The following is a 15,866-nucleotide window of genomic DNA, read 5'->3' as shown; positions in this document are numbered from 1 at the left end:
AAGCGAACATGAAAAAACTAACCATATTGCTTGTAAGCGTAATGATGATCGTTCTGGCAGGATGCTCTCTGGAGCCTCCGGGTTGGGCTAAGCCCGACTCTGCCGGAAGCAATGGACAGAAAAAAATCGGCCTGTCAGTTTCCACGTTGAATAATCCCTTCTTTGTTTCCCTCAAGGACGGAGTCGTTGCGGAAGCCAAAAAACAAGGAATTCAGGTCATCGTGGTTGATGCTCAAAATGATTCAGCCAAACAAACCAATGATGTGGACGACCTGATTCAACAGGGCGTGGATGCTCTGCTGATTAACCCTGCGGATTCCGCGGCAATCTCAACGGCTGTTCAATCGGCCAATAGCGTGGGTATTCCAGTAATTACATTGGACCGTTCCGCAGACAAAGGCGACGTGGCAGCATTGGTCGCATCCGATAACGTCAAAGGTGGACAAATGGCGGCGGAATATTTCGTAAAACAGCTTGGCGAGGGAGCAAAAGTGATTGAACTTGAGGGTGTACCCGGAGCTTCCGCAACAAGAGAGCGGGGGAAAGGTTTCCACGAGATTGCTGACCAAAAACTTAATGTGGTTGCGAAGCAGTCTGCCGATTTTGATCGCTCCAAAGGTTTGAATGTAATGGAGAATCTGCTGCAGGGTAATCCTGACGTGCAGGCTGTATTTGCCCATAACGACGAGATGGCATTGGGGGCGATCGAAGCGATCCAAAGTTCTGGTAAAGACATTCCCGTGATTGGATTTGACGGCAATGATGATGCGATCAAATCCATTAAGGACGGAAAGTTGACAGCAACAGTCGCTCAGCAACCAGTACTGATTGGCCAGCTGGCGGTGCAAGCTGCTCTGGATGTACTGGGCGGCAAGCAGGTAGAAAAATCAATTCCTGCTGAATTGAAGCTGTTGACCAAGGAAAACGCAAACGATTAATTCAACAAGTACGTCCCGTTCTGGACAAAATGTCTAGGGCGGGATTTTTAATTTATCCATCTGCTACGGTGAAAAAGACAGTTAACATTGAAACCTGCGGTAGTTTTTGCCCAGTATAATATTGATTACATCTCGTCAGGAATGTAAATTAGTTGTATGCATGAGAAAAGGAGAGGTTAGCACTACATGGAAAATTTATCAGAGGAAGAACAAGTGCAATCCATCCAAGCTTTCCAATCGACCATACGCAAATCCGAAAACGCCTTGACTAATTTGACTCAGAAAGGGAATAACACTACTTTATTAAAGAAACGACTTAACGCCTTATACGTCGGTTTGGCTATGCTGGAAATGGCCTGGAATCAAAAAGCTCATCAGTTCACCAACGAAGAGTTAGCAGGAGCTCGAAATGTTCTGATTGGATTATTCCCATCACTTGAGAACAGTTATAATAAGTCCAAAGCGGGCAGCCCTCAAAAGACGCTTTTAAGAAGAAGAATCAAGGCATTCGAATTAGCTGTTCAAGCCATGGATGATTATGCAAATAAATAAATCTTCTTTTGCGCATGTCATCCCTGTAATCTATGCACTTGTTCATTTTCAGTTTGCCGATGGTTCACTTCAATGTATAATGATTATTCGAGGTGATGAGGATGGCAAGATCCAAAGAATTTGAAGTTAATGAAGTATTAGATAAAGCCATACAATTGTTCTGGGCCCAAGGATATGAGAAAACTTCAATGCAGGATTTGGTTGGGTTTATGGGCATTCACCGCAGAAGTATCTATGATACATTTGGGGATAAGCATGCTCTCTTTATGAAAGCTCTTGAACGATATGAAACGAAGCAGACCAACAAAATGAGCTTTCTGATTGATACACAAAAACCAATCAAAGAGATAATACGGGCTTTGTTTGAGTCAACAATAAGAAATGAAGGACAACCGTTAGGCTGTTTTCTTGTAAACTCAGGCGTGGAACTGGGCGTACTGGATCCTGAAGTTGCATCCTTGGTTAATGAGAGTTACTTGCGAACAGAGGAATTCTTGAGAAACCTTGTTCTGGAAGGCCAGCAAAAGGGTGAAATTAAGGCTGACATTGATCCTGTAGTTATTTCTCATTATTTGATGAATGCATGGGTGGGCATACGTACGTTGGTTAAGACCACTACGGATCAGCAAAAATTAACAAATATTATGGATATGACATTATCCGTTTTAGATTGAAAGTGGAGTTACACCTTGGATGGCAAAGAGGGAGATGTCTCCACAAAGGCTGATTTGTTTTAGTGATACAGGTTCTTTTCTGTTAACGTTATAAAGAACTTGTATCGCATGTCTGGCAAAACTCATTAGTTCCATGTTCAAACATCATTATATAGTAGTCAGAAAATAATTCTTTACTGTTCGTTCTAGAAATGATATTCTAAATAGCAAGTTAGATCTAACTTTTTTTTGCAATATCAAGAACGATCGTTCTAAAATTATTTTGAAAGCTTATCTATACTAAAATACATGTTGATAAGGAGAAAATAGGATGAAATATACAGTTATTACGGGTGCAAGTTCAGGGATTGGATATGAGACAGCTTTGGCATTTGCTGCACGTGGCAAAAACTTAATTTTGGTCGCTAGAAGAGTGGACAAATTAGAAGAACTCAAATCAGCAATTCAGAATATTGATGCTACAGTAGATGTTATTGTTCATACAAGTGATCTATCGGATACAAGACAGGCATACACACTTTATAACACGCTTAAGGAATACCAAATTGAGACTTGGATTAACAATGCGGGGCTCGGTGAAGGTTCTTTTGTAGCAGAACAGAATTTGGAGAAAGTTGAAACGATGCTGCGTGTGAACATTGAGTCCCTGACGATCCTTTCCACACTGTATGTGCGAGATTACGCAGACGTAGAGGGAACTCAGTTAATTAACGTTGCATCCGCACTTGGATATGCCATCGCTGTTGGGAGTGTTGCGTATTCGGCATCGAAATATTACGTGAGTGCCTTCACAGAAGGGCTTGCCAAAGAACTTGAAATAAAAGGGGCAAAATTAAAAGCAAAAGTACTGGCTCCAGCAATTACGGAAACGGAATTCGTGAAGAAATCATTAGACACAGAAGAATTTGATTACAAAGCAAACATGTCTAAATACCACACTGCCAAAGAAATGGCAGGCTTCATGTTAGATCTATATGATAACAACGAAGTCGTAGGGATTGTAGACCTGAACTACAATTTCAATCTGAGAAGTCCAATCTATCCCATCATTTCAGAGCTGCATTAATTTAATATTTCATCAAACATGGCGTACAACTAAACATTGTGCGCCATGTTTTTATCTGATCCTTTCAATTTTTAGATAACCCACAGAAAACAACGATTATTGATTGATTTTTTCCAGCGATGTGTACCAGTTGTTCACCTCTTCAGTGATCTTATCGCCACCTAGCTTGTGCCATCTAGCGACGACGAGATCGAAGCTTGACAACGGCTCCTGCCCATATACGATTTTGAGCATCGCGTCATGCAGTAACTCGTCAAGGGCGTCACCGATCTTTTCCATCGTAGGCGTAGGTGCACCTGTGAAGGCATCTGTCTTGTAGACGGAGGGATTGCTTTCAACGATTTGCCAGCCCTTCAGCTCTTGAGGTGTACGGAGCAGCTTGTTTTTGATGTCATATGAGGTCTGATCGGATACACCGCTGTTGATGCGAGCAATCGATTCACTGAGCAGGTTAGGGACAGAGGGGAGAGACAGGCTTAAGAGATACTTCTGGGGGTCTGCAAAACCGCCCGGAACCTGGCTTTCCAGAAATGTCACCTTGCCATCCTCATAGCCGTAGTCGTAGCCTTCAGCGATACCCCAGCGATACGGTGAGCCAGCAGGAGGATCAATGAAGTTGTCATAAACAAAGTTCATATAGTTGAAAAAAATCTCGGGATTCGCCATATCTGCGTTGATAGCAATTGCCCCATACTCTGGTGGTGTGCCACGCGTACCAGATAAGCCGCTCGGCCCGACGGGGATCGGGTATGCCTCGAACCTGGCGTCCGGTACTTTCGCAGTTACGTTCCCTAGCGGCCATCCGGCCGCCCACAGCGGCGCCACAATCATGCCTGTCTTGCCAAGCTTCCATGATTCCGTCGCTTGGACCTCATCGAGAATCTCAGCATCCTTTGGTATGTAGCCTCGCTCCATCCAGCGTTTTAACGTCGTTAGACCTTGCCGAACACTTGGTTGGACCGTACCGTAAGACAGCATCCCGTCCGGGTCTGTGCTCCAGATATCCGGCATCTCCCCATAAGCCCCAAATACAAATCCCGCATCCGACATCCAGGTGAAAAACGAATTTTTCAAGCTGATGCTAAGTCCATAGGTGTCGTCTTTACCATTGCCGTCCGGGTCTAGATGAACGAACGCATCCATGACGGACTCCATCTCTTTGAGGGTGGTGGGCGCCTTCAGACCAAGCTTATCAAGCCAATCCTGACGAATGTACAATACCTCGTTCGAATTCATCTTGCCGTCGAGGATTGGTATCGCCATTTTTTTGCCGTTGATCATGTACCGCTCCCACGACTCGGGTGCCTGCGCCATGGCTGCCTTCCACTTGGGTGAGGCATACTGCTCGAACAACTCTCCTACGTCGCGGAAGGCACCGGAGCGCAGCAGCGGATACATATTTTGTCCACCCTTGAATGTGACGATGTCGGGAAGGGACTGACCGGTCGCGATCAAGGTGTTCAGTTTATTGATGTAGACATCCTCATCACCAGTCGTCGTCCAGAGGTAATTGACCTTGATGCCAAGCTTGTCCTCAAACAGTCGGCTCAGTACGTTGTTTTGCAGATCCTCACCGTTTTTGAACTCGATGTCCGGGTACAGATGCCCAACGGTCGTCAAGACGACGGGAGACTCATATTTTCCACCGATGAACGAAGGGGCAGGCCTGACAGAAGTGTTTTCTTTCTTCAGTAGTTGGGAGGGTGCCGTTGGATCTTCCCAAAAGATAAACGAGAAAATCATAACGACTAGAAACAAGATGATCGCGAGGCCAAACAGACCTGTCTGCCTCAACCATTTCCAGATTAACATATCTCTGTTACCTCCTGTTCACGGACCACTTTCCAGCGCAACGTCACCTGAAGTCCACCCAGTTCTCCATTAGCCAGCTCCATATCGGCCTCTGAGCCGAGCATCGCTCTCATCCGCTCATATACATTGTGAAGCGCCCAGGCAGTATTGGCGTCCGCGCCGTAGTAGATTGCATTACGAAGCGTGTCGAGTCGACCGGGCTCGACACCACAGCCGTTATCCGCCACAATAAGCTCACAATATTCACCGTTGGAATAGCCACGAATTCGGATGTCACCAACCATGCGCAGCGCCTCAATGCCGTGCAGAATGGCATTTTCCGCGAGCGGTTGTAGAAGCAGTCGCGGCACCTGTATATCGAGGAGCTGCTCTTCGACATCAATGGTGAAAACGAAGCGGTCCATCTGAAGGCTCTGGATCGTCAGGTATAACCGGACGAGCTCAAGCTCATCCCGCACCGTTGTATACGTGTTCTCGAACTTGATCGTTTGCCGGAAATAACGGCTTAAGCTTATAGACATGTCAATGACGGCCTGCTTCTCATCAAGCTCGGTCATACTCTTGATAAATGCAAGCGAGTTGTACAGGAAGTGCGGCTGGATCTGGGATTGGAGCTGCCGAAGCTTTGCTTCTTTGGAGCGTATCTGTTCCATGTAAACCCTTTCAATTAATTCTTTGATCTCTTTGGACATTTCGTTGAAGCGCTCAAACAAATACATGAATTCGTCATTGCTCTCTTGGTGGAGCTTGATGGAATATTGACCGGATGTGATTTTCCTCACGCCCCAGAGCAGTTTACGTATCGGAATCTGCACGTCCCGGTATAACAGCAGGGCGAGCAGGATACTGAACAGAAGTAGGAAAACGCTAGAGAAGTAGTAGAGACGCTGGTTGGCATAGATCGGATTGAGCACCTCACTGATCGGGGTATAGTCGGCGATGTACCAATCTTTAAAGTTACTCAGAGCAGTGAAATTAACGAGGTATTGCTCACCGTTCAGTTTAATAAGTCGGTTACCACTCAGTTCTTTACCAACTTCAAGTCGGCTTGTCAATTCACGGATGAAAGGAAGCTTCCCTGTGTCGCTTGCAAGCACATCCCCGGCCGTAGACAACAAGATTGTGCTGTTGTCGTTCGTTCCCTTGGCGCGGTCCAAGTAGGCGAGTACATTTTTGGTGTCGATCTTGGCCCTGACGACATAAGACACTTCCTCCGGATCAAAGCGGAAGGTGTACGGATGCGCCAAATAATACGTCAAATACGTGCCATCGCCCGTCTGCTCATACTGCCAGAACGGACGGAAGTGCGTCTCCAGGTACAGTTCGCTTAACTTTGACGAAGAGGACGTGGAGGAGAAAGATGAACTATCCTCATCGTAAATCACCATAAATTCGGCGTTCCAGTTGTTCAGGGCATGCAACAGGTTCAACTTGTCCGATACCCGCAGTTTCAACTTGTTCAGCTCAAAATCTCCTTCCAGAAAGGAAGGAGTCGCAAGCAATCGCACATCTTTGTCGAGTACGAGAAAATCGCTAAAGGACGATACTTTGGACAGATTGTTGTCGATGTCTCCGGCCAGGAAAGTAAGCTCATTCAATTTCACTCTTTGAATTTCCTGCTTGATGAGCCGCACGCTGGAGCGATTGGTCAGGTAGTACAGAAGCAGGGTAGAGACGAGCAGTAGAAAGATGACAAGTACAATTTTTGTGAAAATGGTTAGTTTCATTATAATGTCCCCGTTCGGTCAGGAGGATTGATGACGGAAGTCTTGCGGTGTCAGTCCACAATGCTCTTTGAACAACTTGATGAAGTACTGCGGCTTATGGTAGCCGATTGCCGTCGCAACGTCGCTAACCTTGAGTTCTGGTTGCTCGATAAGGATTTCCCGCGCGCGCTGCATGCGCACTTTGTACAAATATTCGCTAATATTTTCGCTTGCCTTGCTTTTGAACAGAGCGGACAGATACGCGGGATGCAGGCCGACGTGATCCGCTGCCGTCTGCAGCGTGGCGTCCGCGAGATGCGCTGTGATGAATTGCTGGACCTTACGGATGAGCGCTACTTGCTCATTGTTCCATTCGCTTTTGGTCATCTCCCGCAATCGCTCGAGCGTGAGTACTATCCAATCCTGAAGCTGGTACATATGGCGGAAACGGTTGGCTTCAGAGGCCTTTTCCAGCTCTGGAGGGATGATCTCAAGCAGGCTGAGTCCGTTTTTGTGGGCAAAAAAGCTGAAGGCGCCCATCGCGTGATAATAGAGCTCAAGGAGCGTTTCCCGTGAATCCATTCGTTTGTTTGTCACCTCAAGGAAAATGGCGTCCCACTTGGCAGAGATCGCCTCCCACTGGTAAATTTCGAACAACTGGATCAACGTGGGTGACTCGTAAAGACTATGGACTCGGTAGGGCTTTTCCGGCACTAAGGCGTCCTGCAGGCGGATTAAGAGGTCCGTCTCACCGCCAAGATGGCGGGTGAGTATAGCCAGTGCGTCCTGGTAAGTTTCACGCAGGCCATGAGCCATGACCTGCCAATGGCTCACGACGATTGAAATGCTGCTTTTGAGAAAGTGTCTGACGTGCTGCTGCAGCCTGGCCGCCAAATGTTCGAGGGATCGCTGCCGATTAAGCTCCGGCTCCTTCTCCCGCGCTAGCCATGACTCTTCCCGTACCTTGAGAACGAAGACTTCATGCTCGTACGCATCACGCCCGTGCCAGACATGAAACAATTCCGAGAAGGTTTCCTCAGCGATATTTGCGACGGCCGAGGAGAGCAGGGACTGGTCCTTCCAGTTCAACTCCTCAGCAGACGATTCAATGCGTAGGAGGCATATTGCAGTTTCGTCGCTCGGACAGAACGGCAGCCGATAATAAGCCATTTTTTCTTCGAGAAGCTTGGGAGCAAGCTTCCTACCTTGAAGCAGATCCATAAGCAGCTTTTCTCGAAACAATGGCATATGTTCGCTGAGCATGCTCATTGCCTTCACCTGTTTTCCCCGTTCGTCCCATTCCAGATGAAGCGCTTCCGTAAGTTGGCGCAGCATGTCGGCCAGCTCTCTTTGGTCGACTGGCTTGAGCAGATAACCATCCACCTGTTGTCTGATCGCCTCCTGTGCGTAGTCCCATTCGCCGTAGCCGGATAGCAGGATGCTTTTGAAGTGTTTGTCGTATTTTTTTATATGCTCGATCAGCTCCAGGCCGGAGATCCCGGGCATTCGAATATCGGTGATGATAATATCGACGGGATAGCTCTTGCAATGTTCGAGTGCCTCTTCGCCAGAGAAAGCCTTGTGAACCTTGCCAATGCCGAGCGCTTCCCACGGCATGGTGCGTTCGAGACTGTCCACGAGATGAGCATGATCATCAACAATTAGTAGCTCATACATGCGTAAATCCCCCAGTCAGTTTTCGCTTGTTACGGTTGACATATCTTCAACCTTTTTATTATCTGAGCAGAACTGTTCCTTTGTCAATTGCAGGCTGAAGACGCCAGAATCGTTGCCTTGAATTCGCTCATCTCGACGACTAATCCCTGCCTCAGCCTTGACACCTCGGCAGCGAATGCCATCAGATGGCTGTCAAGCGAGGCCTGAGCGGAGGCGACTGCTACGAATTCGGCCTCGTCCGAATGGGCGAGTACATAGGGAGCATAGCTAGGCAGCCCTCGGGCGTTTGCGCCAATCAGAGCCAGCTTTATTTTTTCATGGAGATATACATACCTCCTATTGGATTTTGCGATACCAAGGCAAACGTGAGAGGGGCGCATCAACTTGAAGTTCGGTAGGCCCGTTGATGATATTTCCATCCTCGTCCTGCCATTGACCTTCAGGAAAAACCACGTTTCTGGATGTCAGTCCCTTGACGACAACTGGCGCAACGAGCAGATTCTGTCCGAGGAGAAACTGGTCATTTACGAGCTCATAGCCGCAGTCGGGATATTCGAACTCCAAGCTGCGCAGTATCGGTAAACCGTCTGCAGTGGCTTGGCGAGCAAGCGCCAGAAGTTCGGGACCAAGCTCGGATCTTAGCTGTACAGCGTCAAGGCACCAGGTTAGCTCCTCACCTTTCAGCACGCGCCAGGGTGCCATGGAAAACTGCATCACAGGGAACAGTGCGGCACACTGGGTGTACCTTACGAACAACTCGCTGTCAAAGTGAAATTCCGGGGAGTTGATATCGCCGTCCATACCGCCGCCGATCATATCGGGGCAGTTAAATGCGTAACCAAGCAGTCCCTGAGCAATCGCGTTGGGTATGAGTCCGCTGAGCCCAGTGGCGTCCCAGGTATGTGTCTTGTCCCGCTGGCGCTGGATGAGTCCCTGGCCACCGAGTTTCCAACACATCCGCAACTCAACCAGCGAGTAGCCAACTCCGAGATTAGCATATGCTTCGCAGTCTTCAAGCTGACGCAGGGGACGAGTCCATGCAACGGGCTGGGTCGTGTCCGCTCCGCCCGGCAAGAACGGCTCGCCGGCGTCAAGCTTAAAACCATCAACACCGTAATCAGTGATCAGACGATCCATCTGCCGCTTGAACCAGGCCGCACCTTCCTCCTTCGTATAATCCACAACTGCGCTGTACCCATTCCACCAATGTCGGATGATTGGCGCGTTGTCCACGCCTATTAGAAGCAGATCACCCGCCCGCAATTCCTTAAACATGGTGCAGTCCGCACTTACGTATGGGCACATCCAGAGCATCACCTTGAAACCCATGCCATGAAGCGTATCGATCATCTCCCGGGGATTCGGGAACCTGTGCTTGTCAAAGTCCCACATGCCATAATCCATCATCCAATTGTCGTCGATAATGAGGACGCCGGGCGGTAGCCCGTTCGCTAGAATTGATTCTGCATAACGGATAATTCTGTCCTGCGTGGGGTTATAGAACATCTCGACCCAGGTACAGTACTGCGGGGCTGTGAAGACGAGAGCGTCGGGCATTTGCTTGGAAGGAGGGAAGTGTGTGCCAGCAGCATGACGGTATGCTCCCTGCAGGGAGCTATGTTCCTCCTCCACGACGACTTCACCTGCGTTATCAAAGACCGAGAGTCCATTCCCGTCCACATGGAAAGCAAACGGTTCCTCGCTCCAAATATATCTGCCTTTATTGGAGAGCAGCAAAGGCGAGGCCTGATTGTCATCCGTCACACGCAAATCCCTCGTATATGTTGTCTGGCCAAACGGCATGGAGCTGCCATCGTTGATCACACCGCCCCACCAGTACTCACCGGGCAACTGGGTGATTGAGATATTATTCATGGGAGAATTCTCCTTTGGAATTGCGGACAAAATCTTGTGGATGATTTGCCCCAATCGTTTGAATTTAGGTACGCGTTTTATTATGCAGAGATCATCCGCAGTTGGGAAGGGGATCTTAAAAATGTGGTTTGAATCTTAAAATCTAGGCATTTAAACCGGATTTTTCCTGATTTATGATGAGAACGTCAAGAGCTCACGACGATCGACTGACGGAAAAAACGCGCATTTTTTCCGTCCTCCAGCTTTTGGAGCATGATTGCTGGACATAAGAGTACAACTTCATTTTTAAGAAAAGTCGAGGGGAGTTTGATGATGAATATAAGAAAAAAAATGGTAGCAGGGATCGCCAGCTTACTTCTTGTCTCGTTGATGGCGGGCTGTAATAGTTCTAACGACGGGGGCGGGGCTACCGACGGTGGTGCCCAGAAGAACGTTACGATCTCTTATACGATCTGGGACAAAAACCAGCAGCCGGCAATGGAGGCGATCGCCGATGCGTTCACTGAGCAGCACCCGAATATCAAGGTGAAAGTTGATGCTATTCCTTGGGGCGAATATTGGACGAAGATGTCCGCCGCAGCGCCAGCGGGAATGCTGCCTGATGTATTCTGGATGCATGGCGGTCAGTTTATGAAGTACGCAGAAGGCCAGTTCCTCGAGCCGATCACGGACAAAGTGCAGGCCAATGAAATCGATCTGAACAACTACGCGTCCAACCTCGTCTCCATCTATACGATGGACGGTCAAAACTACGGTATTCCAAAGGACTTCGATACCATTGGTCTGGCCTACAACAAGGAGCTGTTCGATCAGGCGAACATTCCTTATCCAGACGATACATGGGATTATGCCAAGCTTGCTGAAGTCGCCAAACAGCTAAGTCAGCCAGACAAGGGCATTTACGGTTTTGGCGCAAAGCTGGACACCCAAGCGGGCTACTGGAACGACATGTTAGCGAACGGTGGTTTTATTTTAAATGACGACATGACCAAATCCGGCTACGACGAGTTGGCTTCGATTGAGGCACTAAAGGCCCGTTACCAGATGATTCTTGACAAGGCTTCGCCGACGCACCAGCAGATGACCGACACGGATTCGGTCGAAATGTTCAAGTCCGGCAAGCTCGCGATGATTTTCGATGGATCTTGGGATAACGGGAATCTGGCGAGTAGTGAAATTATCAAAGGAAAGTACGATTGGGCACCCCTGCCGAAGGGGAAGGTCAAGCGTGGCAATATCATTAATGGCATCGGCAACGTCATGTCCACTAAGGGTAAGCACAAGGATGAAGCATGGCAGTTCCTGAAATTCCTCGGCTCCAAGGAGGCCGCTGAGATCACGGCAGAGATGGGTGCCGCGATTCCGGCGTTCAATAATACGCAAGACGCATGGGTGAAGAACAATCCCGATTTGAACCTGCAGGTATTCATTGATCAGGCGGGGGACGCGACTCCGTACCCGAGCGGTTCAAAATCGTACCCAGTCTGGTTCTCGAAAGAAGCAGAAATCATGTCACAGGCATGGGGCGGCGCCATTTCAATCGAAGAAGGTGCCAAGAAAGTGGCGGAAATGATGAATCAGACGATTGAGGACGCAAAGTAAGCGCCCTACGTCAGGCAAAATTGTCGATGGTATTCCGGTTAACGGAATACCTATGGCACAAATGAGGTGAAGGCAATGCATTCGAAAAGCAGATATATATGGGCTTATATGATGATCGCTCCGACATTGATCGGAACGCTCGTTTTCTGGAGCTGGCCAGCAGTCTATTCCATCTATCTGAGCTTCCTGAAGTCCGAAAACTTCGGCCTTATCAACCACTGGGTCGGTTGGGCCAACTACGAAAGATTATTTATGGACGAAGAGTTCTGGCAAAATCTACGTAATACGATACTTTATGTTGTGCTGTTTGTACCTACGACGATTATACTTTCGACGTTCTTCGCCGTACTGCTGAACGCTAAGATCAAGGGCCAGGCGGTCTACCGGGTCATTTATTTTCTACCGCAGGTTACGATGGCAGCCGCGGCTGCTATGGTGTGGGTCATTATTTTCGCTCAGGATTACGGACTACTAAACTCTGTACTCGGCACACACATCGCGTGGATCTCTGACAAGCGGTTCGCCATGTATGCTCTTGTCATGGTCGGTGTTTGGGGAGCGATTGGCTTTAACATGTTGCTGATCCTAGCTGGGCTTCAAGGCATTCCACGTACTCTGTATGAGGCGGCTGAGATTGATGGCGCTGTCGGTTTTCGCAAGTTTCGTTCCATTACGCTCCCGCTATTAACACCAACATTATTTTTTACGTCGATCGTGCTTGTGATCGGTGCCACACAAATTTTTGACAGTATCTATCTGATTATCGGTAAAACGAACGTTGCGCTACCGGCCGTGCGTTCTCTTGTATACGCTTATTACCAAAATTCATTTATCTATTACGATCAGAACTATGGAGCAGCGATTGTCAACATTTTGCTGGTGATCAACCTGGTTTTGACGGGTATCCAGTTCATGCTGCAAAAAAAATGGGTGATTTACGATTGAGGAGGTACGAAAGTGAGCAGAGTTGTCTCTTCGAAGCATAGAAGCAACCTTATTATTCATTTGGTTCTGATCGCTGGCGCAGCCGTCATGGTGCTTCCATTTCTCTGGATGATTCTTACGTCGCTCAAGACGACGACGGAGGCGACCCAGATTCCGATTACGATATTACCTGCCGAGCCGAGCTTGCGAGGCTATGTAGACGCCCTTAGGCAGTCGGCCTTCTTGCATTATTATGCGAATACGCTGATGGCTGCGTTCATGAAGACATTATTCCCTGTCGTCTTCAGCGCGATGGCGGCCTTTGCATTTGCACGCATTCGCTTTCCGGGTAGAGGTCTGTGTTTTTTTCTGATCATTTCGGTCATGATGATTCCCAACCCGGTGTTCTATACCCCGCAATATTTGATGATGAGCAAACTAGGATTGGTGAATACGACGACCGCACTTTGGATCACTTCGCTCGTCAGCCCATTTGCTACCTTTTTGCTGCGCCAGTTTTTCCTCGGCATCTCCAAAGAATTGGAGGAGGCGGCAGTGCTCGACGGATGCAATCCGTTCCAAATCTTTCGCTACATCATGCTGCCGCTTGTCAAGTCAGCACTGGTTGCAGTCGTCATCATCCAACTACTCTGGTCATGGAATGAACTACAGTGGCCACTTATCATCAACAGCTCACCGGAAAAATTAACGCTGTCGGCAGGCCTTGCCACACTTGTCTCCATGTTCGGTACGGATTATCCTGTATTGATGGCTGGGGCGTTCATGGCCGTTATTCCGATGCTCATACTGTTTTTTATTTTCCAACGGCGGTTTATTGAGGGTGTCGCCTTCAGTGCCAGTAAGGGATGATTTTTTGAATTACGCCGATGTAATCTGGAAAATGGATTGAGCGTACCACCACGTTTACTAAGCTTTTTGCATCAAGTAGAGACGAGGTGTGTTCTCGTTCATGCTTGGAGTTCCGAGCTGGAGAGGGGGTGAGTGAGACTGGCGAGCAAGTTCGTTGCCATATTTAATAGTTAATCTCATGCGAACAGGAGTGAAAGATGCAATGTCGAATGCAAGAATCGCAAGGCTAGGATTGATGATGGTCGTCTTTTGTCTACTTGGCTCGATAATGTTTATGAACTTCAAGCCCAACCATGCCTATGCGTCAGGGGAGTGGCAAGCCCAAACCTATGACCCGAACAAAGCAGGGCTGGAGCTAAATCCACTGAAGGGATTTTTACCCTTCTCCAAGCTTCCCTCGGAAAGTGTTGATCCGAACAACAGTTTTCCGCACAGCATGGAATGGTTCTACGTTTCACTTCGTGACCTGATGACGGATTGGAACACATACAACTGGGCACCGCTGGATGCCTATCTAAATGATATCGCTAGTCGGGGCAACCAGGCGGCTTTCCGTGTCTACGTTGACTACCCGGGGCGTACAAGCGGTATTCCGCAGTTTCTAATTAATGGCGGGCTTATGACCCGAGATTATGATCAGAACGGCAATCATGATACATCCACTCACAGTCTGGCCCCCGACTGGAACGACGCAAATCTGAATCAGGCTTTGCGACAGTTCGTCACCGCACTTGGGGCCCGCTATGATGGCGATCCTCGGATTGGCTTCCTGACAACAGGATTATACGGATTTTGGGGAGAGTGGCATACATGGCCCTACAATACAGACCCAACGAATTGGGAGATGAACCAGAGTAACCGTGACGGACTGCTTTCGGCATTCAAGAGCGCATTCCAGAAGACCCAGGTACTGGCCAGGTATCCTTATTCGGCGAGTACAGCAGATTTGAAAAACGCTTTCGGCTACCATGATGATTCTTTTTCGTACGAAACGTTGTTCGCAAATGACTGGGGATTCTGGAGTTTGATTACGCAGAACGGCCTGCAGAACATCTGGAAGACTCATCCGATTGGTGGCGAATTATACCCACCCCTCCAGCAGGATACGAGTTTTTGGCAGCACTGGCCCAACCAAAACGGTGAAGACTTCCAGACCTCAGTCGAAACGACACACGCCTCTTGGCTAATGTACGATCGTGTGTACAAAAATTCTTTGCCTGACGAGACGGCTAAGCTTAATGCGCTGCGAGCTCATAAAATGCTTGGTTATACGCTGTACAATTCATCGGTGCAGCTGAGTGATTCATCGGCGTCCTCACTGCAAGTCAACGTCAAACTCCAGAACAAGGGCGTTGCTCCGTTTTACTACAATTGGGAGGTCGAGTTCGGCGTACTGAATTCCTCCGACACATGGGTTAAGTCGCTTGGCACAAAATCGTGGAATCTGAAAAGCATCTTGCCTGGAGACACGGACTATTCCTTCTCGTATAGTGCGAATCACAACCTTCCCGCAGGGGATTACAGGTTAGTCATGCGGATTGTCAATCCACTCACCGGCGGCAAGACCATTCGTTTTGCGAACACGCGTCAGGACGCGAACCTAAATGGCTGGCTAACACTGTCCGGTTTCCACGTTTCTGGGAGTGCTACGACTTCTACTTTACTGGCTGACCCGCCCGTGACGCCAGTCACACCTCCGAATTCAGGTGTTAGCACCTATGAGGCAGAGGCAGCGGGAAACACGTTAGCAGGTTCAGCGGTCATTGCGAACTGCACGACTTGCTCAGGTGGGGCAAAGGTGGGTTATTTAGGCAACGGTAGCGGCACGCTGAAGTTTAATAGTGTAACCGTGCCGTCAGCAGGCAACTACAAATTGATGATCCAGTACTTGAATGGTGAAGCGAGCCGCTCCGCCATATTAAGTGTAAATGGAGCGGCTGGTACATCGCTCAGCTTCCCAAGTTCCGGCGCTTGGACAACAGTGGCTTCACAGGAGACGACAGTACATCTGCAGGCGGGGTCCAATACGTTGCTGTTCTCACAGCCCACGGGTTATGCCCCAGATATCGACCGCATCTTAGTGAGTGTGAACCCTACCGGTTCGGGAGGGTAAAGAAGGTCAGCCATCCCTTCCAGTTAGACAGTTAAGAGAATGACTCTTACTGTTGAG

12 protein-coding genes are annotated in these 15,866 nt (G+C 48.6%); 8 read left to right on the top strand and 4 right to left on the bottom strand.

Annotated features, from left to right (window positions below):
• The first annotated feature begins 8 nt into the window (after positions 1-8).
• The 4 genes from rbsB to A6049_RS00650 all read left to right on the top strand — a co-directional run bounded on the left by rbsB (position 9) and on the right by A6049_RS00650 (position 3,230).
• Entirely contained in the window at positions 9-938 is a 930-nt protein-coding gene (gene rbsB, locus A6049_RS00665) for a ribose ABC transporter substrate-binding protein RbsB (protein WP_063562748.1), read from the top strand.
• 186 nt (positions 939-1,124) lie between these two features.
• Positions 1,125-1,490: a hypothetical protein gene (locus A6049_RS00660; protein WP_063562747.1), complete on the top strand. Its 366-nt coding sequence runs from the start codon at positions 1,125-1,127 to the stop codon at positions 1,488-1,490.
• A 101-nt stretch (positions 1,491-1,591) separates the two neighbouring features.
• The gene (locus tag A6049_RS00655; protein WP_063562746.1) at positions 1,592-2,164 is read left to right on the top strand and encodes a TetR/AcrR family transcriptional regulator; all 573 of its coding nucleotides are present in this window, start codon (positions 1,592-1,594) and stop codon (positions 2,162-2,164) included.
• Positions 2,165-2,474: 310 nt separating this feature from the next.
• Positions 2,475-3,230: an SDR family NAD(P)-dependent oxidoreductase gene (locus A6049_RS00650; protein WP_063562745.1), complete on the top strand. Its 756-nt coding sequence runs from the start codon at positions 2,475-2,477 to the stop codon at positions 3,228-3,230.
• A 96-nt stretch (positions 3,231-3,326) separates the two neighbouring features.
• Here the strand turns inward: A6049_RS00650 and A6049_RS00645 are convergent, their stop codons facing one another.
• The 4 genes from A6049_RS00645 to A6049_RS00630 form a co-directional block, all read right to left on the bottom strand.
• The gene (locus A6049_RS00645) at positions 3,327-5,042 is read right to left on the bottom strand and encodes an extracellular solute-binding protein (RefSeq protein ID WP_095205907.1); all 1,716 of its coding nucleotides are present in this window, start codon (positions 5,040-5,042) and stop codon (positions 3,327-3,329) included.
• Positions 5,036-6,769 carry a sensor histidine kinase gene (locus A6049_RS00640; protein ID WP_063562744.1) on the bottom strand — a complete coding sequence of 578 codons (1,734 nt, stop codon included), beginning with the start codon at positions 6,767-6,769 and terminating at the stop codon, positions 5,036-5,038. The genes A6049_RS00645 and A6049_RS00640 overlap by 7 nt, the downstream gene beginning before the upstream one ends.
• An 18-nt stretch (positions 6,770-6,787) precedes the next feature.
• A complete protein-coding gene (locus tag A6049_RS00635) occupies positions 6,788-8,425 on the bottom strand; it encodes a response regulator (protein ID WP_063562743.1) in 1,638 nt (545 codons plus the stop codon).
• A gap of 336 nt (positions 8,426-8,761) precedes the next feature.
• The gene (locus tag A6049_RS00630) at positions 8,762-10,300 is read right to left on the bottom strand and encodes a glycoside hydrolase family 31 protein (RefSeq protein WP_063562742.1); all 1,539 of its coding nucleotides are present in this window, start codon (positions 10,298-10,300) and stop codon (positions 8,762-8,764) included.
• 309 nt (positions 10,301-10,609) lie between these two features.
• On the opposite strand from A6049_RS00630, the gene A6049_RS00625 reads away from it, so the two are divergent.
• The 4 genes from A6049_RS00625 (at position 10,610) to A6049_RS00610 (ending at position 15,809) form a co-directional block, all read left to right on the top strand.
• On the top strand, positions 10,610-11,902 hold the full coding sequence (locus tag A6049_RS00625) for an ABC transporter substrate-binding protein (protein WP_240321267.1): 1,293 nt from the start codon (positions 10,610-10,612) through the stop codon (positions 11,900-11,902).
• A gap of 75 nt (positions 11,903-11,977) precedes the next feature.
• Entirely contained in the window at positions 11,978-12,847 is an 870-nt protein-coding gene (locus A6049_RS00620) for a carbohydrate ABC transporter permease (RefSeq protein ID WP_063562740.1), read from the top strand.
• A gap of 12 nt (positions 12,848-12,859) precedes the next feature.
• On the top strand, positions 12,860-13,696 hold the full coding sequence (locus A6049_RS00615; protein ID WP_063562739.1) for a carbohydrate ABC transporter permease: 837 nt from the start codon (positions 12,860-12,862) through the stop codon (positions 13,694-13,696).
• 202 nt (positions 13,697-13,898) lie between these two features.
• Positions 13,899-15,809, top strand: coding sequence for a DUF4832 domain-containing protein (locus tag A6049_RS00610; protein WP_063562738.1), 1,911 nt, complete (start codon positions 13,899-13,901; stop codon positions 15,807-15,809).
• Positions 15,810-15,866 lie beyond the last annotated feature (57 nt).

This window comes from Paenibacillus sp. O199 (genome assembly GCF_001636635.1).
Classification (GTDB): domain Bacteria; phylum Bacillota; class Bacilli; order Paenibacillales; family Paenibacillaceae; genus Paenibacillus; species Paenibacillus marchantiae.
Note: the sequence above shows the minus strand (reverse complement) of the source record. Positions and strands in the feature narration are given on the sequence as shown.